Raw genomic sequence first — 24,772 nt, forward strand, 5'->3', positions numbered from 1 at the left:
ATACCCAAGACGCAACGATAGACGATATGCACTAACTTGAGTTGAGAGAGATTAATCCATCTAGGTATAAATATTGCTTCTATGCCTTCCACTTAGGCTAAGAATCATTAAAACGATTTAACGGCACAATATAAAGTTGGTGAACAATGTCAAAACAAGAAACGATGACAGCTCAATTACATAAGTCAGAAGATCTCTGGTCGATTGAATGTAAGCTTGTTGCTCATGAGATTGCAACGGGGTTGTGGACTACAACTCAGTGGCAGCTCAAAGACTTTAATTTACAACCTGTTGAAATCAATGACTTCGTTAGTGTACTGCAGTTACACCGTGATGAACGAACAGATTACCGGTTTAACTTAAGCTCGGCCCAACCTAAGCTGTTTTTAGTGCTAGATAATGTCGAGTCAGATGAGAATCTCAATATAGTGACTTTAACGGCGTCCCAAAGTGTTGCTGGTCAATATATGGATGGCGATTACTTGGTACTTTCCAATGATATGCCGCTACCTATTCAAGCTTGGATGGAAGCGTATATAGGCCGCCACGGGGAGTTATTAGAACAAAGACGCAAGAAGCGTAAAGGTGCAGGGCGAGCAAGTGGCAACTAATTTTTTAAGCCGATGGTCTCAACGTAAGCTCGAACGCGATGAAGCCGAAGAAACGGTCGAGTCAGGGTATGTTGAAGAAACTCAAGCCGAGTTGGATAATCAAACGTCTGAGTTAGCTCAAGAGCTAGAGTCGTCAAGTGATACAGACTCGAATCAAGCAGCGTCTTCAACCGAAGAGTCAGAACCGACTATCGCCGCATTACTTGCTTCAGAGGCTGAATCTGCCGTAAAGAAAGCGGCGCTGCGTAAGTTATTCCTTTCAGGGGAATTTAACGCTGTCGATGGCCTGAATGACTATGACCATGACTACAAAGCCGCGAAAAGTTTAAGTTCCGATGTCGCCAGCAAACTTCGTGATTGGATGAACGATACTGAAGAAGAAAAGGCCGACGATGAAACCGTTAAATTAGCTGCGAAAGAGCCAACGGAAGATAGGCTAGAGGAAAACCTTATTATTGGTGAAGCTAATACTGAACAAACAGAAGAGGAGTCGGAGTTGGGACAAAATATACCACACAAAGAATAGGTACATTTTGACTAAATTAAGAATAAGCGGGGTGGGACAATTTGTCTCAGTCCGCTTTTTTGTACCTATCCTAGTATGAAAAATACGATAAATTACTGAATTATAATTAATAAAAAGTTGGTACAGCATTTGCTAATACTCATGCAGGTGAATATTCCGTTCTAACGGGAACAAGAGCAATGCTAAAACAACTATTACAACAATCTACATCGGTAAATGGTAAAGCTCGACTTTATGCATTTGAGAATACGGTTGAATTGACCAATCTTATTCCACCAACTGTCAGCTATGAGAGTGGCGGTAATACTCTGATTGTCGGACCGACTTCAATTATTGAAAGCGCCGCAAATCAGCTCACTTCAATGAATAGCTTAACGCTTCTTTCTACTGACGGAGAGAGCGGTGCGCATCCTAATCTTTACTATGCAAGTTCGGTTCAAGTGTCAGGGTTTTTAGGTACGTTCACAGTCACGACTGAAAACAATGGTATCGAGAGTAACCTAGCGAAAGTCGCGATCAATAACGACTGTTTCGATGTGGTTCTTGATCTGTGTTTAAGCAGCTGTATGACAGAAGAAGTGCCTGTCCCTGGTTATTACCCAGTAGGGCGCGGCTATCCAAAGCTTGCAGAAGCGTTAGAAGAGATCCCTACCTTAATGGGAACCTTCGATAAGCCTAAGTTTTTCCGACTTGATACAGACTTATGTGCGCACAGTTCTCGTGGCGTAAAAGGGTGTGACCGTTGTGTAGATGCTTGTCCTGCTGGTGCACTATCAAGTGAAGGCAGTGACAAAACTGGGCATCGAATTGAGATCAACCCATATCTTTGTCAGGGCGTAGGCACGTGTGCTACCGCTTGCCCTACAGAAGCCATTCATTACGCGTTGCCAAACCCTCAAGAAACACAAAAGTTTGTAGAACGTACGTTGGCTAACTATGAAGCTGAGGGTGGCGTTAATCCAATCGTTCTTATCTGTAGTTCTCGCCATGAATCTTACAATGTCATGGCACTTAAGGCACTTCCAGATAACGTCATTCCAATTGTGGTTGAAGAACTGCCTTCTGTCGGAATCGATTCTTGGTTTGCTGCACTGGTTAATGGCGCAACTCAAGTATTGTTTGCTGCAAGTCGTTTTATGCCAGAAACGATTCTACGTGTTTTGAACAATGAAGTCGGGACAGCGCAAGAGTTATTGAGCCAACTGGGTATTGTGAAAGAAACCATCGATATTCTTTACCTAGAGTCGCTACGTGAAGGCAAACCAACCTTGTGTGAAGAGTCTTTTGATCTCGCTCTCGGTGATCTTGAAGGGAATAAGCGCCAGCGTTTGTTTACATCGCTTGATGCATTAGCTCAATCCCGTATTCCAGTTGAAAACATTGTTGAGCTTCCTGCGAATGCGCCATACGGCAGCGTAAGTTGTGAAAGCAAAGACTGTACTCTGTGTATGAGCTGTGTCGCGGTATGTCCTACACGTGCACTTCATACCGATGGTGCATCACCTTCACTGAAATTCATTGAGCAAGATTGTATTCAATGTGGACTGTGTACTAAGGCGTGTCCTGAGAACGTTCTGACAATGAGTACTCGAATGAATTGGGATAAAGCCAGCCGTCAAGAGGCTCAAGTCATTCATCAAGAAAAAGCGGCCGAATGTATTCGTTGTCATAAGCCATTCGCACCGCAATCAATGATCGACATGCTACAGAATAAGTTACGCGGTCACTCTCATTTCTCTGATCCTTCAGCTCTGAATCGTATTGCTATGTGCGAAGACTGTCGTGTGGTCGATATGTTTGAGTCAATGGCGTCAGACCCAACGAAACAATTGGATTATTAAGGTAAGCCGTATTATGGAAAACGAACAACAAACTCTACGCGGTGACATTTATCTCATTCTGTCTGCGCTGTTTCGTCAACAACCATCGAGTGAGCTGATCGAATTTCTTTCTCGTCTAGAGATTGAGCGTAACGAGAGCGCGATGCAGATCGCTTGGCACAAACTAAAGCAAGCCGCATTAGAGAGCAACCCAGAAGCGTTGGCCGATGAGTACCAAGAGCTGTTTATTGGTATTGGACGTGGAGAAGTGGTTCCTTTTGCCTCTTGGCACCTAACAGGCTCATTGATGGAAAAACCATTGGCTTCAATCCGTCATGATCTTGAGTTACTTGGGCTTGAGCGTGAAACCAATGTTAAAGAACCTGAAGATCATTTTTCAGCTTTGTGTGAAGTGATGTCAGTACTGACAACGGACGATGCGGAGTTGCAGCAACTGTTTTTCAATAAGCACATTGGTACTTGGTTCCCATCATTGACCAAGCAACTATCAGAAGCGAAGCATGCAAATTTCTATTTGGCCGTGGCTGAGCTGACGCAAGCATTTATGACTCTAGAGCAAGTGCATTTCAGCGCAAATGTTCAAAGCAATAAAACCCAATTAAAAATTGATGTGAAAAACGTCACTGAGTACGAGCAATCTCAGGGTTAATACGTCACATCGATAAAAATACCTACTAAAAGGGTAAGGAAGCAATAATGAAAGATAACAAAGAGTTAAACCAAGGCCGTAGGGAGCTTCTCAAAGGTCTGACGACAGCAGCAGTTGCTGGAGCGGTAGTCGCTGGCACAACGCAAGTGGCTAGTGCTTCAGAAACTGTCGTGCCGAAGCAAGATGAGAAGAAATCTGGCTATCGCGAAACTCAACATATTCGTGACTATTACGAGACGCTATAGGAGCTAACCGATGAAACTAGTCAAACGCTCCGATAACGTGAGCAAAGAACAGAACCAATTGGGACTATCACGCCGTTCATTCATGAAAAACAGCTCGCTTGCTGCTGGTGGTGCGGTCGTTGGTGCAAGTTTGTTTGCGCCGGGCATGATCAAAAAAGCCGAAGCGAAATCGGTTGATACCGATGCGAAAACAGAGATCAAACGCACGATCTGTTCACACTGTTCAGTTGGTTGTGGTATCTATGCTGAAGTTCAAAATGGTGTTTGGACAGGCCAAGAGCCAGCTTTTGACCACCCATTCAATGCTGGTGGCCACTGTGCAAAAGGTGCGGCACTGCGTGAGCACGGTCATGGTGAACGCCGCCTAAAATACCCAATGAAATTGGAAGGCGGAAAGTGGAAGAAGCTATCGTGGGATCAAGCGATCGAAGAGATTGGCAACAAGGTCCTCGATATTCGCAAAGAGTCTGGTCCTGATTCTGTTTATTGGCTAGGCAGTGCTAAGCACAATAACGAACAAGCGTACATGTTCCGTAAAATGGCGTCTCTTTGGGGGACGAACAACGTTGACCACCAAGCGCGTATCTGTCACTCAACAACGGTAGCGGGTGTAGCAAACACTTGGGGTTACGGTGCGATGACAAACTCGTTCAATGACATGCACAACTGTAAGTCGATGCTGTTCATTGGTTCGAACCCTGCTGAAGCTCACCCAGTCGCGATGCAGCACATTCTTATCGCCAAGGAGAAGAACAACTGTAAGATCGTTGTTGCTGACCCTCGTCGCACGCGTACAGCTGCAAAATCTGATCACTATGTATCGCTTCGCCCAGGTTCTGACGTTGCTTTCATCTGGGGTATTCTATGGCATGTATTTGCTAACCAGTGGGAAGACAAAGAGTTCATTCGTCAGCGTGTATTCGGCATGGACGAAATTCGTGAAGAAGTTGCGAAATGGAACCCAGCGGAAGTTGAACGTGTGACCGGCGTTTCTGAACAAGAGGTTTACCAAACTGCGAAGCTTCTATCAGAAAACCGTCCTGGTTGTGTGGTTTGGTGTATGGGTGGTACTCAGCACACCACTGGTAACAACAATACACGTGCATACTGTGTGCTTGAGCTAGCACTCGGTAATATGGGTAAATCAGGCGGCGGTGCGAACATCTTCCGTGGCCACGACAACGTTCAGGGCGCAACTGACCTTGGTGTTCTTTCTCATACGCTTCCTGGTTACTACGGCCTATCTGACGGCGCGTGGAAGCACTGGTCTAAAGTATGGAATTTGGAGCACGAGTGGGTTCAGAATCGATTTGACCAAAACGAATACCGTGGCAAAAAGCCAATGAACAACATGGGTATCCCTGTTTCTCGTTGGATTGATGGTGTTTTAGAAAACAAAGACAATATCGAACAGAACGACAACATTCGCGCGATGTTCTACTGGGGTCACGCGGTGAACTCTCAGACTCGTGGCGTTGAAATGAAGAAGGCGATGCAAAAGCTGGATATGATGGTTATCGTTGACCCATACCCAACAGTTGCAGCGGTTATGAACGATCGCACTGACGGCGTTTACCTTCTGCCAGCGACTACACAGTTCGAAACTTACGGCAGTGTAACCGCATCAAACCGTTCGATTCAGTGGCGCGACAAGGTAGTTGATCCGCTATTCGAATCTAAGCCTGACCACGAAATCATGTACCTGTTAACTAAGAAACTTGGTTTTGCTGATCAGCTGTTCAAAAACGTGAAAGTTGAGAACAACCAACCTCTAATTGAAGACATTACACGTGAATTCAACAAAGGCATGTGGACTATTGGTTACACGGGGCAAAGTCCAGAGCGTCTAAAAGCACACCAACAAAACTGGCATATTTTCCACAAAACAACGCTGGAAGCAGAAGGTGGCGTAGCTCATGGTGAAACCTACGGTCTACCTTGGCCATGTTGGGGTACGCCAGAGATGAAGCACCCAGGTACACATATCCTTTACGATACGTCTAAGCCTATTGCGCTTGGCGGTGGTAACTTCCGTGCCCGTTTCGGTGTGGAATTTGAAGGCGAGAGCTTACTGGCAGAAGACAGCTATTCGAAAGACTGTGAGATTGAAGACGGCTACCCAGAGTTCAGTGACAAACTGCTGAAATCTCTTGGTTGGTGGGATGATCTTACTGCGGAAGAGAAAGCCGCGGCGGAAGGTAAGAACTGGAAAACTGACCTGTCTGGTGGTATCCAGCGCGTAGCAATCAAACATGGTTGTATTCCTTTTGGTAATGCGAAAGCACGTGCAGTTGTTTGGACATTCCCAGACCGTGTGCCACTTCACCGTGAGCCTCTATACACACCTCGTCGTGATCTTGTTGCTGATTACCCAACGTGGGATGACAGTGAATCCATCTACCGTCTACCAACCATGTACAAATCGATTCAAGACAGAGATGTGTCGGGCGAATACCCAATTATCTTAACGTCTGGTCGTTTAGTTGAGTACGAAGGTGGTGGTGAAGAAACTCGTTCTAACCCATGGCTAGCAGAACTTCAACAAGAGATGTTTGTTGAAGTAAACCCTAAAGATGCCAACGATCTTGGCTTCAAAGATGGCGATATGGTTTGGGTTGAAGGTGCAGAGAAAGGCCGCATCCACGTTAAAGCGATGGTGACGCGACGTGTGAAGCCAGGCTTGGCGTTTATCCCGTTCCACTTTGGCGGTAAGTTCCAAGGTGAAGACCTACGTGGTAAATACCCAGAGGGCACAGACCCATACGTAGTGGGTGAGTCCGCTAACATCGCAACGACTTACGGTTATGACCCTGTGACACAAATGCAGGAAACCAAAGTCACCCTATGTAACATTCGCAAAGCTTAAGGAGTCAACAGATGGCTAGAATGAAATTCCTTTGTGACACTAAGCGCTGCATCGAATGTAACGGCTGTGTCACTGCATGTAAGAACGAAAACGATGATGCGCTAGAGTGGGGTATTCAACGTCGCCGCGTAGTGACATTGAACGATGGTGAACCGGGTGAGAACTCGATTTCTGTTGCTTGTATGCACTGTACGGACGCGCCATGCATGGCAGTTTGTCCTGCAGACTGTTTTGAGCACACAGAAGACGGCATCGTACTTCACAATAAAGATCTTTGTATCGGTTGTGGTTACTGTCTGTTTGCTTGTCCGTTTGGTGCGCCTCAATTTCCTAAACAGGAAGCGTTCGGTGAGCGTGGCAAAATGGACAAATGTACGTTCTGTGCGGGCGGCCCAGAAACAGAGCCTGGTTCTGTGGAAGAGCGCCAGAAGTACGGTGCGAACCGTATTGCTGAAGGCAAGCTACCTATGTGTGCATCTCTATGTTCGACAAAAGCACTGTTAGCGGGTGATGCAGAGAAAGTTTCTGATATCTTCCGTCAACGTGTTGTTGAGCGCGGTGCGAAAGGTGCAGGTTGGACTGACGGAAACGATCTGTCTTACGATGCAACGAAAAGCTAATACTGGAGAGATACATGTTTTCTATGTTTAAACGTGCATCTCTTGTAATGCTGTCAATGATGGCAGCATTACTGTTTGCTTTATCGCTGCCTGCGCATGCTGAGCAAAAAGAGTCTGAAGTTGCACAACGTGAAATGACCCAGTTGGCTGGTGCCGACTTTTGGCGTCAAGTTCGTGATGGTGAAGTGGGCTACACGACATCTCAGTCCCCAGAGCACGGAATGCTTATTAGTACCCCAGGTCAAACTTGGTACATTTTAAAAGAAAAATGGATGTCACCGGCCGGGGCTGTGGCTATTTTCGGTAGTATCGCTTTTGTTACCTTAATGTACATAGTGATTGGCCCATTGATGTTGAGTGCACCTCGAACGGGCAAGAAGATCAAACGTTGGTCTCGCCTTGATCGTGCGTTGCACTGGAGTATGGCATTTACCTTCTTAACGCTTGCGTTTAGTGGGTTGATGTTGGTTTACGGAAAGCACTTCCTAAAACCTTACATTCCAACGGATTTATGGGGCTTCATCATTATGTTGGCGAAGCAATACCATAACTACATAGGGCCAATTTTCTTTGTATTGTTGATGTGTGTTCTTGTGAAATGGTGGCGTAAGTCCATCTTCAAGAAAGTCGATATCGCTTGGTTTATGAAACTTGGCGGTATGGTAGGCAAACACAAAGGCTCACACCCATCGGCGGAGTTTTCGAATGCGGGTGAGAAAGCGTTATTCTGGCTACTGATTGTGGTTGGTATTGTCGTTGCGTTAAGTGGTCTTGTATTGGATTTCCCGATCTTTGATCAAACTCGTCGCGATATGGAACTCTCAAACCTTGTCCATATGGTGGCCGCACTGATCTTGATTTGTGGCTTCGTGTTCCATATCTATATTGGTTTATTTGGCATGGAAGGCGCACTAGAAGGCATGGTGACTGGCGAAGTAGACGAAACTTGGGCCAAAGAACACCATGACTTGTGGTACCAAGAAGTGATGGCAAAAGAGCGTGAAGAGCAGGGTAGTTCAACACCAGTTCAAGAAGTAAAAGGAGCGAAAGCCAATGAGCAAGCCTAATAAAGGTATTTGGATAGCGTACATTCTTAGCTTCTTTACACCGTTCACGTGTTTGATTTCTGGCGTGATTGCTATCATTTATGCCGGGTACCGACTCGATAAAGGTGAAGATGGAGAAGTTGTCGATTCACACTATTACGGTCTGATTCGTACTTTCTTCCTTAACCTAACGTACTTTGTTGTTTTGATCATCACAGTAGCAACGTCTAATGGCGTACTGGTCGGCTTAAACGACTACTGGTATAAGAGCCATATCATTGATGAGATCGCTTATTACATCCCGTATGTGGGAATGGTGTTTGGCTTAATTGCTATCGCCATATGGTTTGTACGTATGGTCCAAGGTATGAAAAAGTTACAAGCGAATGAGCCATTTAGTCTCACTAAAGGGCCAAACCTGTAGCTTTCGCTGATAGTAAATAGCCTCGAAGAGTTCGAGGCTATTTTTTTGTTTGTGCTGTTTGGTTTAACCTCACAATTTGGAGGTTAATTCTCTCGGTTTTCGACTATGGTCTAAGGTTAATGGCTGTAGTAGAGGTGCGGTCGATGCTAAGCTGAGACTATAAAGAAAAACAAGGACGTAGTATGAACTTCCCATATCGTAATGTCGTGATTTTAACCGGTGCAGGGATCTCAGCAGAGTCGGGGATTCAAACCTTTAGAGCTCAAGATGGTCTTTGGGAAAATCACCGAATTGAAGACGTCGCAACGCCTGAGGGTTTTGAGCGCAATCCTGATTTGGTCCAAGACTTCTATAACCAGCGTAGGTTAGGGCTCCAAGACCCATCAATAGAACCTAATGCTGCACACATTGCTTTAGGTGACCTCGAGAAGCAACTTGATGGAACGGTTACTGTCATTACTCAGAACATTGATAACTTACATGAGCGTGGAGGAAGTGAGAATATCATCCACATGCATGGCGAGTTATTGAAATCTCGTTGTAGTGAGTCTAATCAAGTTATTGAAGAAAAAGGCGAGATCAAAACGGGTGATCTTTGCCATTGCTGTCAAATACCTTCTCAAATGCGCCCTCATGTGGTTTGGTTCGGAGAAATGCCTCTACGAATGGGTGACATCTATTCGGCTCTAGAAGCGGCGGATTTGTTTGTTTCAATCGGTACGTCAGGGGTGGTTTATCCAGCTGCAGGTTTTGTTCATGATGCGAAGATGCACGGCGCTCATACGATTGAAATCAACCTAGAACCAAGTGCAGTAGACAGTGAGTTTGAGGAAAAACGCTACGGAAATGCGAGTGTCGAAGTGCCGAGGCTAGTCGCAGAAATCTTAGCGCTTCAAAACCCTGATGCGAAACAAGCTTAACTTTTTAATCTAAGCTAAACCAACTGGACTTGTAGAAAATGCTCAACTCTCTTCGCGTTGGGCATTTTTCATTTTGTACATGGCCTGATCGGTTTTAATCAGCGCTTGTCGGAATGTTGCTCTGGTTGTCGCAGCTTCTAAGCCATAGCTGAAACCAATTTGTTCACCTTCTAAGGTCTGCTCTAACTTCTCGATGTAGCTCTTTCCTTGTGACACAGGAACAATGGCAATAAATTCGTCACCACCGACTCGGTACGCTTGAGCCGATTTTGGTAGAGCAGAACTTAAGGCTTGAGCAAAACGGATGATCATCAGATCGCCAACATGGTGTCCTTTAGAATCGTTAACAACCTTTAGCCCATCAAGATCGAGGTATATCAAATCAAACTCGTCTAAGTCGATTTCATCGAGCTTTTTTCGATTATAAAGGCCGGTCAGTTCATCCTTGGCCGCATTGTCGGTGACCTTACGTATTATCTCGGTTAGCCCGACTGCGATAATGAGGAAGGAGAGCTGCAACAGTCCATCTTCTAGAAAAGTATCGATGAACTCATGTTGGTCAGAAATATGGTCGAAATATTGTACTTCAGTCGCTACATCATAAAACTTATTAAAGATTAGAATCCACATCCCTATCTTTAGCTTCGTATTACTCAGTATCGCCTCTCTTGCGACGATATAGATATAAACGATGATAAACAGGGTGTTACTCTCGAACAGCAAATCGTAATTGGAGTCGATTTCTACCACGTACTGAAGAAGCATTACCAGGACAGACAATGCAAGTATGGTAAAAATAACAGAGAGTGCGGCCTTGTGTTTCAATGTTAACTCTTTTTTGACATATATCGTTCCGTTAACTTACATAATTCTCAGATAAAATTAAAGCGGCTAATGCCGCTTTAGTAAGTGTAATCCAAAATAATTAGTTATCTACTTTCAATTTTTGGAAATACTCGTCATAAAGTACGCTTGCTTCGCCTACTTCATCTTGCCACGTTCCGCTGTCCATCACTTCTTGAGGAGGGAAGATACTGGTGTCGTTAGCAAACTCTTTAGGAAGTAGCTCATGTGCCGTTGCAACTGGAGTCGGGTAGCCAATTTCTAGCGCAATTTTCGCTGCATTTTCTGGACGAAGAAGGAAGTCAATCATCTTATGAGCAGCTTCTGTATTTTTTGCGCCTGCCGGAATAGCTAAGCTATCCATCCAAAATACCGTGCCTTTTTCTGGCCAAATGATATTGATCGATGCACCTTCTTGGCGAGCCATGTATGCACTACCGTTCCAAAGCATGCCAAGTGAAACTTCACCCGCTAAGTATGGGTTTGCAGGGAAGTCAGAGTTAAATACCAATACGTTTGGCATTAGCTTTTTAAGCTCTTCATATGCGGCTTTGATTTCGTCTGGGTTGGTTGTGTTTGGTGAGTAACCCAGCTTAGTTAATGCGATGTGGAAGACTTCACGTGAGTCATCCATAAGCATGAGTTGTCCTTCCCATTTGCTATCCCAGAAGTCATCCCACTTCGTCACAGAAGAGTCATCAAGCATATCAGAGTTGATACCGATACCCGTCGCGCCCCAAATGTATGGGATAGAGTAGTTGTTGCTTGGATCGAAAGGTTTGTTTAGGAAGTTTGTATCCAAGTCAGCGAAGTGCGTTAGCTTTTCTTTATCGATTTGCTGAAGCATGCCTTCTTTGCGCATTTTGGATACGAAGTAAGTAGACGGTACTACTAAGTCGTAACCAGAACCTTGAGTCTTTAACTTAGCGTACATGCTTTCGTTAGATTCATAGGTGGAGTAAATAACCTTAATGCCTGTCTCTTTTGTAAAGTCTTCAAGAACTTCGTTTGGAATGTATTCAGACCAGTTGTAGAAATAAAGCTCTTGATCAGCAGCCATTGCTGGCGAAGCGATTAAAGTCGCGGCGCAAAGTGCGCTTGCGTAGAATTTACTTTTCATTCTTTATCCGTTTTAGTTGTTCTAGTGGTGACTATTGGTTATCCGAGTTGGTAGCCGTAGCCATCGTTTCAAACTTACTTATCGTCATGACAAGTTTAGCAATCAGTAATTATATCAGCCTAAACGAAAATAGGCAGCCAAGGCTGCCTATTTTTTATAAATGGAGTCTTACTGACCCGCTTTTAGCTTCAAGAAGTACTCTTCGTATTTCACTGTCATGTTACCCACAGAGTCTTGCCACTCAACGCGATCGAGATCTTCTTGAGAAGGGAACAGAGGCGCGACGTCTTTGAACTTAGCGTTTGACTCAGCAACTGCCGTTAAGTAACCCGTATCACGAGAGATTTGCTCAGCGATTTCAGGACGCAGTAGGAAGTCGATCATCTTATGTGCCGCTTCTACGTTCTTAGCACCTGAAGAAATTGCGAAGTTATCAACCCAGCCAATACCGCCTTCTTTAGGGAAGACCAGTTTAAGGTTCATGCCTTCGTTTTGTGCTGCTGCTGCGCTGCCATTCCAAAGCATACCAACGCCAACTTCACCTGACATATAAGGCGCGCCCGGGTTGTCAGAGTTGAATACAAGTACGTTTGGCATTAGCTTTTGCAGCTCGGCATACGCTTCATCAATTTGCTTAGGATCCGTTGAGTTACCAGAGTAACCTAGCTTACGCAGTGCAATGTGGAACACTTCACGAGTGTCGTCCATCAGCATCAGTTGACCTTCAAGTTCAGGGTTCCAGAGATCAGCCCAGCTTGTGAAGTCATTTGGATCGTACATATCAGCATTTACTGCAAGACCAGTGATAGCAACTACGTGCGGAATAGAGTAGTCGTTATTCAGGTCGTACGGTTTGTCTAGATAGTTCTTATCTAGGTTGTCGAAGTTTGATAGCTTAGATTTATCAATTTTCTGCAACATCCCTTCATCGCGCATCTTCGCTACGAAGTAGGTTGAAGGAACAACTAAGTCATAACCTTGGTTATGTGTTTTTAGCTTTGCATATAAAGTTTCGTTCGACTCGTAAGTCGAGTAAATCACTTTAATGCCAGTTTCTTCCGTGAACTGTTCAAGGATATTACTGTTGATGTAAGGTCCCCAGTTCATGAAAACCAATTCTTTGTTGTCGTCCGCTGCCACTGAACCAGAGAACAGGGAAAGCGCACATGCACTACCAGCTAATAGAGTAGCCCATTTTTTCATTTACGTTAGCTCCAAACCAAACGTTGCCAACATCGTAAGTTGATGTATTTACGGCAGTAGATAGAAAAACAGAATGACAAAATGCCATTCTGTTTCGTGAAATTGAAAGCGATTCTACTTCACTTTCTCCCTTGCAAGCAACTGCGAAGTGATTACAAGGACCAAAGAAACAATCAGCATGACTGTTGCAAGAGCATTCACCTCAGGTGAAATGCCCACTTTCACCATTGAATATATCTTCAATGGTAATATTTCATACGTTGGACCTGTCACGAATGAACTAATAATCACGTCATCCAGTGATAGGGTAAAACTTAATAACCAGCCTGCTGCAACAGCGGGTTTCGCTAGCGGAAGAATAATCTGTTTTAAGATCACCCATTCACTTGCACCCAGGTCTTTTGCGGCTTCTAACATCTTCACATCAAACCCGTTTAATCGGCTGTATACCGTGACTACCACGAAAGGCAGACAGAACGTGATGTGTGCAATAAGCAGAGTAAAGAAACCAAGCTGTGCACCTAATACTAGGAACAATGCCAATAGGGAAATCGCCATAACGATATCCGGTGACATCATTACCACAAAGAGCATACCGTTAACGGCGCCTTTTCCTTTAAACGAATAACGGAATAGGGCAACCGCAGTTAAGCTACCAATAATGGTTGCCGCGGTTGCAGAAAACACAGCAACGTTCAGAGAGTGCCACGCTGCTTGCATTAAACTGTCGTTGCTGACTAAGGTCTCGTACCACTTAGTCGTAAATCCACCCCATTTCATACCGAATTTATTGGCATTAAATGAGTTGACGATAAGCACAACGATAGGCAGGTACAAAAAGGCGTACACTAATGCCATAAAGCTAAATCTAACTGTACGTCCCATTAGTCTAGCTCCACTTTCTTATTCAATAACTTACCCGCTCGATAATAAGCATAAAGCATGATTGCCATTGCAACCGTTAAAGCAATACTGGTTGCCGCGCCAAACGGCCAGTCGCGTGCATTAAGTACTTGGCTCTTAATCACGTTACCGATCAGTAGGTTCTTCGCTCCACCTAGAAGGTCGGAGATATAGAACATACCTAATGCCGGCAATAGCACCAATAAACAGCCGCCAATAATGCCTGGCATGGTTAGAGGTAATGTTACCTTAGTAAAGATCTGGAACTTATTTGCACCTAGGTCTTTAGCAGCTTCAAAATATGTGTTGTCCAATTTCTCAATCGCAGAATAAAGCGGAAGAATCATAAATGGCAGCAAGATGTAAACAAGGCCAATCATAACCGCGGTTTCGCTATACATCAGTCGAATCGGCTTATCGATGATTTCCATCGCCATGAGAGATTTATTCAAAACCCCTTGAGTACCTAGAACAATCTTTAGCCCGTAAGTACGGATCAAAGAGTTAGTCCAAAACGGGACAATCACCAAGAACAGCATGATTGGACGCCATTTTTCAGGCATCTTCGCCACGATATACGCGAATGGATAACCAATCACCAAACACAGCAATGTCGCCACAATTGCCATATAGAAAGAGTGAAGGAGTACCTTAGCGTAAAGAGGATCCATCAAGCGGATGTAGTTATCCAGCGTGAAGGTCATCTCAATTAAGTTTGCTTCATCACGAGTCAGGAAGCTGGTACCAATAATCATAAGGTTTGGCACCAAAACGAAAAGCGTTAGCCAACCTACGATAAGCGTGATGATCGCGTTTTGAAGATTAAGCTTCTTGCTTATCATTTAACACCACCTCCCAGCTCTCTACCCAAGTGATAGCAACTTTTTGTCCAAGAGAGTGGTCAACGTCAGGATCATCTTCGTTGAAGAACTCACTTACCATGACACGCATGCCAGATTCTAGTTCAATCACGGAATCTAGGGTCATGCCTTTATAAGTACGTTCGGTAACGTGACCGACAATGCCTTTTTGCTCAGACTCTTTAATCTCTTCGATACGTAGATCTTCTGGACGAAGCAGAACTTGAAGCTTTTCGCCAGCTGCCGCCTCTTTGTCGTAGTAAACCACTGACTCAACGCCTTCAATTTCGGCACGAATCCGCTTTTCGTCGATACGCTCAAGCATGGTTGCATTGAATACGTTGATTTCGCCAATGAAGCGAGCAACGAACAGGTTCTTAGGCTCTTCGTAAATTTCACGAGGTGACCCATCTTGTTCAATAACACCGTCTCGCATAACAATAATACGGTCTGACATCGACAAGGCTTCTTCTTGATCGTGAGTAACGAAAATGAAAGTAATGCCAAGTTGGCGCTGAAGCTGTTTAAGCTCGATCTGCATTTGTTTACGCAGTTTGTAATCAAGCGCAGACAGTGATTCGTCAAGAAGAAGAACCTTTGGCTTGTTTACAACGGCACGAGCAATCGCGATACGCTGCTGCTGACCACCAGAAAGCTGATGCGGCTTACGTTGCGCCATTTTTTCAAGGCGAACCATACGTAATGCTTCCATAACGCGAGGTTCAATCTCGGCTGCCGGTGTTTTTTGCATGCGCAGACCAAATGCTACGTTTTCAAACACGGTCATGTGAGGGAATAAAGCGTAACTCTGGAATACAGTGTTGACATGCCTTTGTTCAGCAGGGATAGATGTCACATTCTGGTTATCAAGAATAATGTCACCATTATCAGCGGTTTCGAAACCAGCAATCATTCTTAGAACGGTTGTTTTACCGCAACCCGATGGGCCAAGAATCGTAAGAAACTCACCGTGGTTTACATCCAAATTCAGATTACCGATGATCTCCTTACCATCGAAACTTTTACTGATACCAGTCAAACGAATAACTGGTTGTCCTGCTTTTTGTTTAGCGTTCAACGTCTGTTTTTCTCCCACATCGGCCATCAGTTCGATATTTAAGAAAGTGGCCTGTAGTTACACAAATTAGAGGCGCGCATCATAATCACCAAAGATGTGAAATCAAAGCATTTTCTTACCTTGAAACAGAAAAAATTTTACAGGTAAAAGTAAACATTTCTTACCATACTCTCTGTACACCGACGAAAGGGTATTAAAGAGAGTGAATTTCTGACACGTTAAGCGAGTTTTGGTAACAATTTGATACGTTTAGTGGTTAATTATCAATCAAATATTCAAGAATGCAAGCCATAAGGCGAGATCCGATTTTAGACAGACAAACGTTGCAGTATAATAAATGCAATTTTCTATCAACACGTTAGCTTGGGTTGTTTAGCTTAAGCACTGGATTCAATAATGAATAATGACATTGAGAAAGATTTTAATTTAGGTGGCAATGTAGAGCGGGCGCTCTCAGGAGATTACGAGCTTAAAGCCGGGGATGTATTTAAAGAAGCTTGGCAGCTTACGGTGAAAAACTTCTTATCGTTCTCACCAGCGATTGTCATTTTAATCATCTTACAACTTGCCATCTTTTATATGGCACTGAAACTTCAATTGGGTAACCCTGGGATTATTCTTGATGCTGTCCTGAACCCAGAAGCGTTTGATCCAAGTATTTTCAGTGCAATTATGGTCGCTAACTTTAGCTATGAAGTGATCAGTGCTCCTATTTTTGCTGGCATCAGCTTAATGGCGATGAGCCACGCGGCAGGTTTAACGACCAAACCACGTCATATCGGTAAAGGGCTTCAGTACACAGTGCCGGTGATTCTTGCGACTTTGTTTAGCTTATTGCTGCAAGGTATCGCTGGAATGATCTTCCCACTGCTTTCTTTATACCTTTCTTTAGCATTTAGTAACTCAATTCTATTGATCTGTGAAAAGCAAATCCCGCCAATGCAATCTTTACTTCTTTCTCTACGAGCAGTAAATAAGAAGCTTTTGGCACTTGCTGCTATTTACTCGTTTGTTTCAATTATGTTTGTAGTCGGAATGATGTTCTATGGCTTAGGCTTGATTTTCGTATTGCCGTTCTTCTTCCATGTGAAAGGCGTTATCTACCGACATATGTTTGGTATCAAGCTCAAGGTCATAGCCTCAGAGAAACCTAAAGACGAAGATGATAATGACAATGATCCACAAGTGTTCAATGCGTAAGAGTGAATTTGTCGCGATTGCGGCCGCGAGCGTGATTGCTGGGTGCAGTCTTTATAGCTATGAACAGAACCAAACTCGCACAGTAGAAACTCGAGTTGAAGAAGAAAAGCGTAAGCAGATCCAGTCTCGACCAATCTCTGATGGCAAGTCAGTTGGAAAAGCGCCGGATTTCTCTGCGTATAAAGATGTAAATCAGAAGAAACAAGCATTTTTTGATTATCTGCGCCCGGGAATTGCTTTGGAGAACAAACGTGTCGCTGAGGAGCGTGTTCGATTAGAGCAAATTGAGCAACGATTTGAAAAACAATCCATTAGCACCTCTGATCAAAGCTACGCGAAAAGGTTAGGGAAGCTGTATAACGTTGAGCTACCTGCAAATGGTGTTGAAAAGGGGTGGTTGGACGTGATGTTACATCGTGTGGATGTGATCCCAGAAGCGTTAGTATTGGTTCAAGGTGCCAATGAATCGGCTTGGGGAACCTCTCGCTTTGCGACCGAAGCGAATAACTATTTTGGTCAGTGGTGTTACAGCCAAGGTTGTGGACTTATCCCTCTTCAACGTGGTGCCGGCATGACTCATGAAGTGGCAAAGTTCAGTTCTGTTCAACAGTCCATTCATGGATACTTTATGAATGTAAACCGTAATCGAGCATACGAAGCACTGCGTGACATTCGTTATCAACGCCATATCAATGGTCAGAGCCTGACGGATACAGACGCTGCCTTAGCACTAAGCAATGGGTTATTGAAATACTCTGAGCGTGGTGAGGCATACGTCAACGATTTACAGAGTATGATCAGGCACAATACCAAATTCTGGCAATCACCCCTTGCAAATCAATAAGACAGTAAATTAATGAAAAAAGTATCGTTAGCGATTTTGGCAGCTGCGCTCTCTAGTGCGGTTGCTTTGCCGAGTTACGCTCAAGAATATATGTTCACTTACTCTAAGCTCTATTCTCACATGAAGCAGAATGCTAAAGAAGGGCATGATGACGTTAAAGTGGGCTTCTTCTTCCTTGATGCTGACACCAAGCAACTGTGTAACATTGAAAAAGCTTGGATGGAAAAAGAAGAACATTACGAAGAGCTTTCCATCTCACCGTATAACGAGGTGATGGTTCCTCTCGATGATAACCTGCGCTCGGCGAACCCGTTGGTCTTTGTTCATACGCCGATGGATACACGCTGTGACTTTTCAATGGTCGTTATGACGAAAGAGCCAATGAACGGCGAAGTCTCTTATGAAGAGGTGGAAGTGTTACTGCCGCAGATGCAGGTGATTTTAGAACAATTGGGCGGCATGTTTGCAAGCTACTTTACCCCAGATGTAGAAGGGGTAACGATTGAGTTTCCAAATAATCTAAACGGTGAAGTTACTTTCTCTAATGGCTCAACGAAAGCGATTGTCGATGGGAAAATACAAATCGCACTGGATGAAATAGGTAAGGGTGGAACCATGACTCTTCCTGCTGAAACAGCAAGGGTCTTGCCTTATTTACCGAAAGCTAACTAATACCAAGGGTCGCAATTGCGGCCTTTTTTATACGCCGTGATTAACCTTTCTCTCTCTATTGCGTCCATATGGGTATCAATCAGCCTTTTTTACTGAATGATTCCATTGCAAACATTTAATCCAAACCAAAAAGCTCGTATAATCCACGCCCCAAATAAACACGTTAGGATGTCCTACTGTCGGCTTTGCTGACGATGTGAGAGCTCGCAATGACTGAAAAAGATACAAGAAAAGAAACCCTAGAATTCAACAAACTTCAGAAACGTCTTAGAAGAAATGTTGGAAATGCTATTACTGATTACAACATGATCGAAGAAGGTGATGTAGTAATGGCATGTATCAGTGGGGGTAAAGATTCATTTGCGATGCTGGATATCCTACTGAATCTACAAAAAGCAGCACCGATTAACTTCGAAGTGGTTGCTGTTAACCTTGATCAGAAGCAACCTGGTTTCCCTGAGCACATCCTGCCTGATTACTTTGAAACGCTGAATATTCCATACTACATCGTAGACAAAGACACGTACTCAGTTGTGAAAGAGAAAGTACCAGAAGGTAAAACAACCTGTGGTTTGTGTTCACGTTTACGCCGCGGCACACTCTACTCATTCGCAGAGAAGATTGGTGCAACTAAACTGGCACTCGGTCACCACCTTGATGACATTGTAGAAACTATGTTCTTGAACATGTTCCATGGTTCGCGCTTGAAAGCGATGCCACCAAAACTGCGTTCTGATGATGGTCGTAATGTCGTTATTCGCCCATTAACATACTGCCGTGAGAAAGATCTGATTAAGTACGCTGAACACAAAGCGTTCCCGATCATTCCATGTAATCTATGTGGCTCTCAGGAAAACCTTCAGCGTCAGTCAATCAAAGCAATGCTTATCGATTGGGATAAGAAGACGCCAGGTCGTGTAGAAGCAATCTTTAAGTCAATCCAAAACGTTAGCCCAAGCCAACTTGCGGATAAAAACTTATTCGACTTTGAAAACTTACCACTAGATCGTGAAGGCGATCGCGAAGAATATGAATTCAGCGAAGCGACGGTTTCTTCGACAAATATTGATGAGTCGATGTTCATTGATGTAACTAACATCTAATCGACCCTAACAATGAAAAAGGCAGATACTTGGTGTATCTGCCTTTTTTGTATCTGCGCTAAATAGCGGTCTTAGGATCTAACGGACTAATATAGCCTGCTGGCTTTAACGCCAATACGTCACAGTTGATTTTATCAATGATGTGTTCAGCTGTATTGCCAATAAACACCGCCGATAACCCTGTACGTCCTGTCGTTCCAACAATAACCATTGCCGCATTGAGCTTTTCTGCAGAGTCAGGAATCACATCTTCAGGTAGGCCTTGCTCTACAATCGTCTGTTCTTCATCGTAGCTGTGCTTCTGACGCAATGCTTTCATCGCCGTTAAGTGGTGGCCACGAACAGCATCGGTGTACGTTGTTGGATCAAACTCTGGTAGTTCAATCGTAATGTTAGCTGGAGTGACTGGGTAAGCGTTGACGAGATAAGGTTTCGCATCAAGTCGAGAGCTCAAATCGTTGAGCTGTTCAACCATTGAGTTGTTTAAGCCGAGATGGGTTTCATTTTCTGAACCAACATGAACCGAAGCGAGGATACTCGCATTCTCTGGCCATTGTGCATTCTTAATCAGTAAAACTGGACAAGGACATTTACGCAATAAGTGCCAGTCTGTGGGGGTAAAAATAACGGATTCTAGGACGTCATGCTTACGCGTCCCTTTGATCACGATATCGTGTTCACCTGAGAAAACTTCTGCAATGATCGCCTCGTAAGGGCGGTTATGCCAGACAACACGGACATCAAACTCGATACCTTCGATTACGTACTCTTTCGCAATCTTTTGCATCCACTGTTCACGTTGATGGATGACACCTCGTCGCATCGCATCACGTTCGTCAACCGACAACATGGATGTCATGTCATACGAGAAATCATAAATCGATAAGAAAAAGGTAACACGACTAGGAGAACGACTCTTAGCCGCAAGCTGCATCGCACGTGCGAGTGCGGGCTGTTCATCTTTATTAATGTCGGCCACAACTAAGATTTTATTGTAGATGCTCATATAAAACTCCTTAAAGGCGAGGAGGGGTATATGATTAATGTAGCGTAGTTCTTAGGAGAGGTTTAGAAATATTAGAAGGAATATAGAAGAAGTATGATGTAGCTCATTTTCGTATGGAAAACAGAGCTACATCATTGAAAGATATTATGATTCTTTTGAAACGCCAGCGAGTTCCATCAATGAATCATGGTCAAGGATAGTGATGTACTTACCTTTAACACTTAAAATCTCAGATTTTTGGAAACGGCCAAGTAGGCGAGAAATCGTTTCAACCGTTAAGCCTAAGTAGTTACCGATGTCACCACGAGTCATGGTCAGACGGAATTCACGAGGGCTAAAACCACGCTGAGAAAAACGAGTAGATAGATTGTATAAGAATGCCGCTAGACGTTCTTCTGCATTTTTCTTAGACAGAAGAAGAATCATTTCTTGGTCGCCTTTAATCTCATTACTCATAAGACGCATGATTTGCTGACGAAGTTTTGGCATTTTACCTGATAGGTCATCAAGGATTTCGTAAGGGATCTCGCAAACCATTGAGGTTTCTAGTGCTTGAGCGAAGCTAGGGTGAAGGTCACCAGTGATTGCATCAAAGCCAACCAAGTCACCAGCGAGGTGGAAAGCAGTGATCTGCTCATCGCCTTGCTCTGTGATTGTATAACTTTTGATTGTTCCTGAACGAATCGCGTAAAGTGACTTTAGCTCATCGCCAGCCTTAAACAGCTCTTGTCCCTTTTGAATTGGCTTTTTACGCTCGATAATTTGATCCAGCTGATCCAGCTCAGATTCATTAAGCGTAAATGGGATACAAAGCTGGCTAATACTACAATCTTGGCAATGAATCGCACAGCCACCAGATTGAATGCGCTTTGTTGCAGGCTTTTCAGAAATCATAACAACCTTTCACTATTTGATATACATCAATATTTTAGCACTCATCATCCGTAATGGGTAGATAAAAAATGTGCCGAAAAACAGTAATCTACCAACTAATTGCCAACAATGATAACGCACCATAACCCGTATAAAGGCCATAGGTTAATAAAATGGATGCACCAAAGTTACGGAAGATTTGTGATTGTTGCAATTTGTGTAAATACGTTGCACCAAATGCCATTAATAGCATAGCTGGGAGTGTGCCAAGGCCAAAGGCAACCATAATCAGCGCACCATTAAGTGTGCTACCGGATACCGCTGACCAAGTTAATGTTGAATAAACCAACCCACATGGAAGCCAACCCCAAACAAAGCCGAAAGGAATCGCATGGATAGGGGATTTGAGAGGTAAAAGAGATTTACCGGCCGGAGAAATCCATTTCCAAATAGATTGACCAAGTTTCTCTATATACAAAAGCCCTTGCCACCAACGGCCAATGTAAAGTGCCAGGAAGATCATGAACAAAGCAGCACCAAGTCGAAGCCAAGTGAGTGCATTGTTAAGTTCGCTTACTTCACTGATTGAAGCGACTGCGCCTCCAACCAGGCCTCCAAAGACGGCATAACTGGTGAGTCGACCAAAGTTATAAAAAAGAGGGGTTAGCTTAGAAGGTTGAGTTTGACCAATGGTAAGCATGGAGGCGATACCTCCACACATACCCATGCAGTGTCCGGCGCCAATCAAACCGATAAGAAAGGCACCAAGCCAGTCAGGAGTCATTTCTTTTGATTCTCTTTTGGCTCATCTTCATCTAGCAGAATGTTATGACCTTGTCGCTCTAGATCTTCAAACTGATCGCTCTTTACCGCCCAAAGAAATATGGCGACAGCGACACAAACCAAAACAATAGCAATGGGAATTAGGATATAAAGGCTTTCCATCTAGCGACCTTTTTCTTTAAGCAATCTGAGAGAGTTCGATATTACAATAATTGAACTAGCAGACATACCGACAACAGCAAAATATGGGGCAACAAACCCAGCAACCGCCAAAGGAAGTATCAACAGGTTATATCCTAACGACCAGGCTAAGTTCTCTTTGATGATTCGGCGGGTTTGTAGTGCAAGTTCCCGCGCTTCCAGAATGCGATCTAAGCGATCGCCTAACAAAACCATATCGGCAGACGCTTTGGCTACATCCGCTCCGCCGCCCATAGCGACAGAAAGGTGCGCTCCGGCGAGAGTTGGAGCATCATTAATACCATCTCCAATCATCATTGTAACATCGCCTTCATCAACATTTTTGAGGTAGGCGAGTTTGTCTTGAGGCTTGGCGCCAGCAACAACGTCATCAATTCCGATTTGAGCCGCGACGAGATCAGCGTTCGCTTTAGTATCACCGGTTAACAATGTGACTTTTACGCCTGACTTTTGGAATTTCTCGATAAACTCTTTTGTTTCAGAGCGGATTGGGTCGCGATAGCTAAAGTTTGCTACGTGTGTGCCGCCAATGGAAAGGTAAACCGTGTTCGCTGCTGCTTCCTTACCCTCACCAAGCACGTATTGAGCACTGCCTATCTTCACATCTTGGCCATCAAACTGACCATAGATACCTGACCCAATGACGTTTTCAACTTGGTCTACTACAACGTCTGAGCTTAGATAAGGTTTAAACGCTCGAGCGATAGGGTGGTTTGCGTGAGATTCAAGTGATGCGGCAATCGCAAGAACGTCTTCTTTAGATCTGTCTGAAAACAGAGTTACATTGTCGATTTCGATATCGCCGTGTGTCAGCGTACCTGTTTTATCAACGATAAGGTGTTTTACTTTGCATAAGGTTTCAAATACATGACTCTTACGTAGCAAAATACCTAAGTTACCCATACGCGACGTTGCACAAGTGAGCGCGGTAGGTGTTGCAAGAGAAAGCGCGCAAGGGCAAGTTGCCACTAATACGGACAGCATGATCCAAAACGCATCGTCTGGTTTGCTTGAATGCCAAAAATACCAAGTCGCTGCCGCAATAATAAGAATAACCGCTACGAAATAACGTGCGACAACGTCTGCTATTTCTGCAATTTTTGGTTTAGATAGCTGAGCTTCATCTTGAAGGCGAACAATATTAGAGATCATCGAGTCAGCTTTCGATGATGTTACTTCAAGCTCGAAAGACTCTTCACCATTCAATGTCCCAGCGAAAACAAAATCATCGACTTGCTTAACGACAGGTAGAGACTCGCCCGTGAGCATGGATTCATCGATGTGTACTCGACCACGAATTATTTTACCATCCGCTGGAATATGCTCTCCGGGAAGTACGCGGATTTGATCGCCCACTTTAAGTGTTTTGACTGGGACTTGTTCACCATCTAGCTTGTTGGCAATCGCAGGAATAAGCTTGAGCAAATTGCCACTTGCGGCCGCAGCTTTACGTCTTGCGCGCATTTCCAAGAATCGACCCACCAATAAGAAGAAGGCAAACATTGAGATAGACTCAAAGAAGACTTCGCCTTGTTCCGTTACCGTCGCAACAAGACTCGCGAAGTAAGCAAAGATCATCGCAATAGAGACGGGGACATCCATACCCAGCGTTCGACTGCGAAGACTACGCCATGCATTGATATAGAATGGAAGTGCAGAGTAGAGCATAACTGGGGTAGCAAAAATTAAGCTTACCCAACGGAAGTAGTTTTTAAATTCAGGCTCTAAATCGCCAAACACTTCAAGGTAGAGTGCAACAGCAAGCATCATGACCTGCATCGTTGCTAAACCAGCAATACCCAAACGATAGAGGTACTGCTTCATTTGTTCATGATACGCCGCTTCTTGTTTATCTGCTTCGAACGGCGCGGCTTTGTAGCCAAGCTGATGAATAGTCGACAGCAGTTCACTTAAACGGGTTTGTGATTTGTCCCAAGCTAACAGGGCGCGGTTAGTCGTGGTATTAACTCTAATCGAAACGACGCCCGATTTCGCTGAAACTTGCTTTTCAATCAGCCAAGCACAAGCTGCACATGATACGCCCTCCAGTGACAATGTAACCTCTGAGGCGTTCTCGCTGTTTCTAACAAACTCAGCTTGGACATCATCATTGTCATAGTGGATAAGGGCTTGAAGCTGCTCAGGAACCAGATCTGCCTTTTCAGCAGGCGCTGTTCGATATTGGTAGTAAGAGACCAAACCGCTGTCGACGATTGTTTGTGCAACCGTCTCACAGCCAGGGCAACACATGTCACGTATGTCGCCCAATATTTCGACTTTGAAATCCGTGTTGGCTGGTACATCTTCACCGCAGTGGTAACAGGATTTGCACATA

General features: G+C 44.2%; 25 protein-coding genes. 14 read left to right on the forward strand and 11 right to left on the reverse strand.

The features are described 5' to 3' along the window. Nucleotides 1–146 precede the first annotated feature (146 nt). The 10 genes from EJ063_RS08580 (at nt 147) to cobB (ending at nt 9,748) form a co-directional block, all read left to right on the forward strand. On the forward strand, nt 147–611 hold the full coding sequence (locus EJ063_RS08580; RefSeq protein ID WP_126573859.1) for a DUF3305 domain-containing protein: 465 nt from the start codon (nt 147–149) through the stop codon (nt 609–611). Beyond that, nucleotides 601–1,137: a DUF3306 domain-containing protein gene (locus EJ063_RS08585; RefSeq protein ID WP_126573860.1), complete on the forward strand. Its 537-nt coding sequence runs from the start codon at nt 601–603 to the stop codon at nt 1,135–1,137. Before EJ063_RS08580 ends, EJ063_RS08585 begins: the two co-directional genes overlap by 11 nt. 179 nt (nt 1,138–1,316) lie before the next feature. After that, complete coding sequence (locus tag EJ063_RS08590) at nt 1,317–2,978, forward strand: 4Fe-4S dicluster domain-containing protein (RefSeq protein ID WP_126573861.1); 1,662 nt, start codon at nt 1,317–1,319, stop codon at nt 2,976–2,978. Nucleotides 2,979–2,991: 13 nt separating this feature from the next. After that, nucleotides 2,992–3,627, forward strand: a complete 636-nt coding sequence (locus EJ063_RS08595; RefSeq protein WP_126573862.1) for a TorD/DmsD family molecular chaperone — start codon at nt 2,992–2,994, stop codon at nt 3,625–3,627. A 47-nt stretch (nt 3,628–3,674) separates the two neighbouring features. After that, the gene (locus tag EJ063_RS08600; RefSeq protein ID WP_167469889.1) at nt 3,675–3,872 is read left to right on the forward strand and encodes a twin-arginine translocation signal domain-containing protein; all 198 of its coding nucleotides are present in this window, start codon (nt 3,675–3,677) and stop codon (nt 3,870–3,872) included. A gap of 10 nt (nt 3,873–3,882) precedes the next feature. Further along, nucleotides 3,883–6,738: a formate dehydrogenase subunit alpha gene (locus EJ063_RS08605; protein WP_126573864.1), complete on the forward strand. Its 2,856-nt coding sequence runs from the start codon at nt 3,883–3,885 to the stop codon at nt 6,736–6,738. 11 nt (nt 6,739–6,749) lie between these two features. Further along, entirely contained in the window at nt 6,750–7,358 is a 609-nt protein-coding gene (gene fdh3B / locus EJ063_RS08610; protein WP_004414075.1) for a formate dehydrogenase FDH3 subunit beta, read from the forward strand. Nucleotides 7,359–7,372: 14 nt separating this feature from the next. After that, on the forward strand, nt 7,373–8,425 hold the full coding sequence (locus EJ063_RS08615) for a formate dehydrogenase subunit gamma (RefSeq protein ID WP_126573865.1): 1,053 nt from the start codon (nt 7,373–7,375) through the stop codon (nt 8,423–8,425). After that, nucleotides 8,412–8,828, forward strand: coding sequence for a hypothetical protein (locus tag EJ063_RS08620; RefSeq protein ID WP_126573866.1), 417 nt, complete (start codon nt 8,412–8,414; stop codon nt 8,826–8,828). The genes EJ063_RS08615 and EJ063_RS08620 overlap by 14 nt, the downstream gene beginning before the upstream one ends. A 182-nt stretch (nt 8,829–9,010) precedes the next feature. Beyond that, nucleotides 9,011–9,748 carry a Sir2 family NAD+-dependent deacetylase gene (gene cobB / locus EJ063_RS08625; protein WP_126573867.1) on the forward strand — a complete coding sequence of 246 codons (738 nt, stop codon included), beginning with the start codon at nt 9,011–9,013 and terminating at the stop codon, nt 9,746–9,748. A 42-nt stretch (nt 9,749–9,790) separates the two neighbouring features. Here the strand turns inward: cobB and EJ063_RS08630 are convergent, their stop codons facing one another. The 6 genes from EJ063_RS08630 to potA all read right to left on the reverse strand — a co-directional run bounded on the left by EJ063_RS08630 (nt 9,791) and on the right by potA (nt 15,773). Beyond that, nucleotides 9,791–10,573 carry a GGDEF domain-containing protein gene (locus EJ063_RS08630; protein WP_244225167.1) on the reverse strand — a complete coding sequence of 261 codons (783 nt, stop codon included), beginning with the start codon at nt 10,571–10,573 and terminating at the stop codon, nt 9,791–9,793. Between the two features lie 100 nt (nt 10,574–10,673). Continuing rightward, nucleotides 10,674–11,711 (reverse strand): extracellular solute-binding protein, encoded by a 1,038-nt coding sequence (locus EJ063_RS08635; RefSeq protein WP_126573868.1) that lies wholly within the window; start codon nt 11,709–11,711, stop codon nt 10,674–10,676. Nucleotides 11,712–11,879: 168 nt separating this feature from the next. Continuing rightward, nucleotides 11,880–12,914, reverse strand: a complete 1,035-nt coding sequence (locus EJ063_RS08640) for an extracellular solute-binding protein (RefSeq protein ID WP_126573869.1) — start codon at nt 12,912–12,914, stop codon at nt 11,880–11,882. 114 nt (nt 12,915–13,028) lie between these two features. Further along, a complete protein-coding gene (potC, locus tag EJ063_RS08645) occupies nt 13,029–13,799 on the reverse strand; it encodes a spermidine/putrescine ABC transporter permease PotC (RefSeq protein ID WP_126573870.1) in 771 nt (256 codons plus the stop codon). Beyond that, entirely contained in the window at nt 13,799–14,659 is an 861-nt protein-coding gene (potB, locus tag EJ063_RS08650; protein WP_126573871.1) for a spermidine/putrescine ABC transporter permease PotB, read from the reverse strand. The genes potC and potB overlap by 1 nt, the downstream gene beginning before the upstream one ends. Further along, nucleotides 14,640–15,773, reverse strand: a complete 1,134-nt coding sequence (gene potA, locus EJ063_RS08655; RefSeq protein WP_126573963.1) for a spermidine/putrescine ABC transporter ATP-binding protein PotA — start codon at nt 15,771–15,773, stop codon at nt 14,640–14,642. The genes potB and potA overlap by 20 nt, the downstream gene beginning before the upstream one ends. Nucleotides 15,774–16,151: 378 nt before the next feature. Between potA and EJ063_RS08660 the strand changes: the two genes are divergently transcribed. The 4 genes from EJ063_RS08660 (at nt 16,152) to ttcA (ending at nt 19,574) form a co-directional block, all read left to right on the forward strand. Next, on the forward strand, nt 16,152–16,955 hold the full coding sequence (locus tag EJ063_RS08660; protein WP_126573872.1) for a DUF2189 domain-containing protein: 804 nt from the start codon (nt 16,152–16,154) through the stop codon (nt 16,953–16,955). Further along, nucleotides 16,948–17,799, forward strand: coding sequence for a glucosaminidase domain-containing protein (locus EJ063_RS08665; protein WP_126573964.1), 852 nt, complete (start codon nt 16,948–16,950; stop codon nt 17,797–17,799). The genes EJ063_RS08660 and EJ063_RS08665 overlap by 8 nt, the downstream gene beginning before the upstream one ends. A gap of 12 nt (nt 17,800–17,811) precedes the next feature. Next, nucleotides 17,812–18,471: a DUF2987 domain-containing protein gene (locus EJ063_RS08670; RefSeq protein ID WP_126573873.1), complete on the forward strand. Its 660-nt coding sequence runs from the start codon at nt 17,812–17,814 to the stop codon at nt 18,469–18,471. Nucleotides 18,472–18,680: 209 nt separating this feature from the next. After that, on the forward strand, nt 18,681–19,574 hold the full coding sequence (gene ttcA / locus EJ063_RS08675) for a tRNA 2-thiocytidine(32) synthetase TtcA (protein ID WP_126573874.1): 894 nt from the start codon (nt 18,681–18,683) through the stop codon (nt 19,572–19,574). 58 nt (nt 19,575–19,632) lie between these two features. On the opposite strand, the gene uspE is transcribed toward ttcA, so the two are convergent. The 5 genes from uspE to EJ063_RS08700 form a co-directional block, all read right to left on the reverse strand. After that, the gene (gene uspE, locus EJ063_RS08680) at nt 19,633–20,580 is read right to left on the reverse strand and encodes a universal stress protein UspE (protein WP_126573875.1); all 948 of its coding nucleotides are present in this window, start codon (nt 20,578–20,580) and stop codon (nt 19,633–19,635) included. A 144-nt stretch (nt 20,581–20,724) separates the two neighbouring features. Further along, complete coding sequence (fnr, locus tag EJ063_RS08685) at nt 20,725–21,474, reverse strand: fumarate/nitrate reduction transcriptional regulator Fnr (protein WP_126573876.1); 750 nt, start codon at nt 21,472–21,474, stop codon at nt 20,725–20,727. A gap of 88 nt (nt 21,475–21,562) precedes the next feature. Then, nucleotides 21,563–22,237 (reverse strand): sulfite exporter TauE/SafE family protein, encoded by a 675-nt coding sequence (locus EJ063_RS08690; protein ID WP_126573877.1) that lies wholly within the window; start codon nt 22,235–22,237, stop codon nt 21,563–21,565. Continuing rightward, nucleotides 22,234–22,398, reverse strand: a complete 165-nt coding sequence (gene ccoS / locus EJ063_RS08695) for a cbb3-type cytochrome oxidase assembly protein CcoS (protein ID WP_126573878.1) — start codon at nt 22,396–22,398, stop codon at nt 22,234–22,236. Before ccoS ends, EJ063_RS08690 begins: the two co-directional genes overlap by 4 nt. Beyond that, entirely contained in the window at nt 22,399–24,771 is a 2,373-nt protein-coding gene (locus EJ063_RS08700) for a heavy metal translocating P-type ATPase (RefSeq protein WP_126573879.1), read from the reverse strand. Nucleotide 24,772 lies beyond the last annotated feature (1 nt).

Origin of the sequence: Vibrio aquaticus (assembly GCF_003970385.1) — a bacterium.
Lineage (GTDB): Bacteria > Pseudomonadota > Gammaproteobacteria > Enterobacterales > Vibrionaceae > Vibrio > Vibrio aquaticus.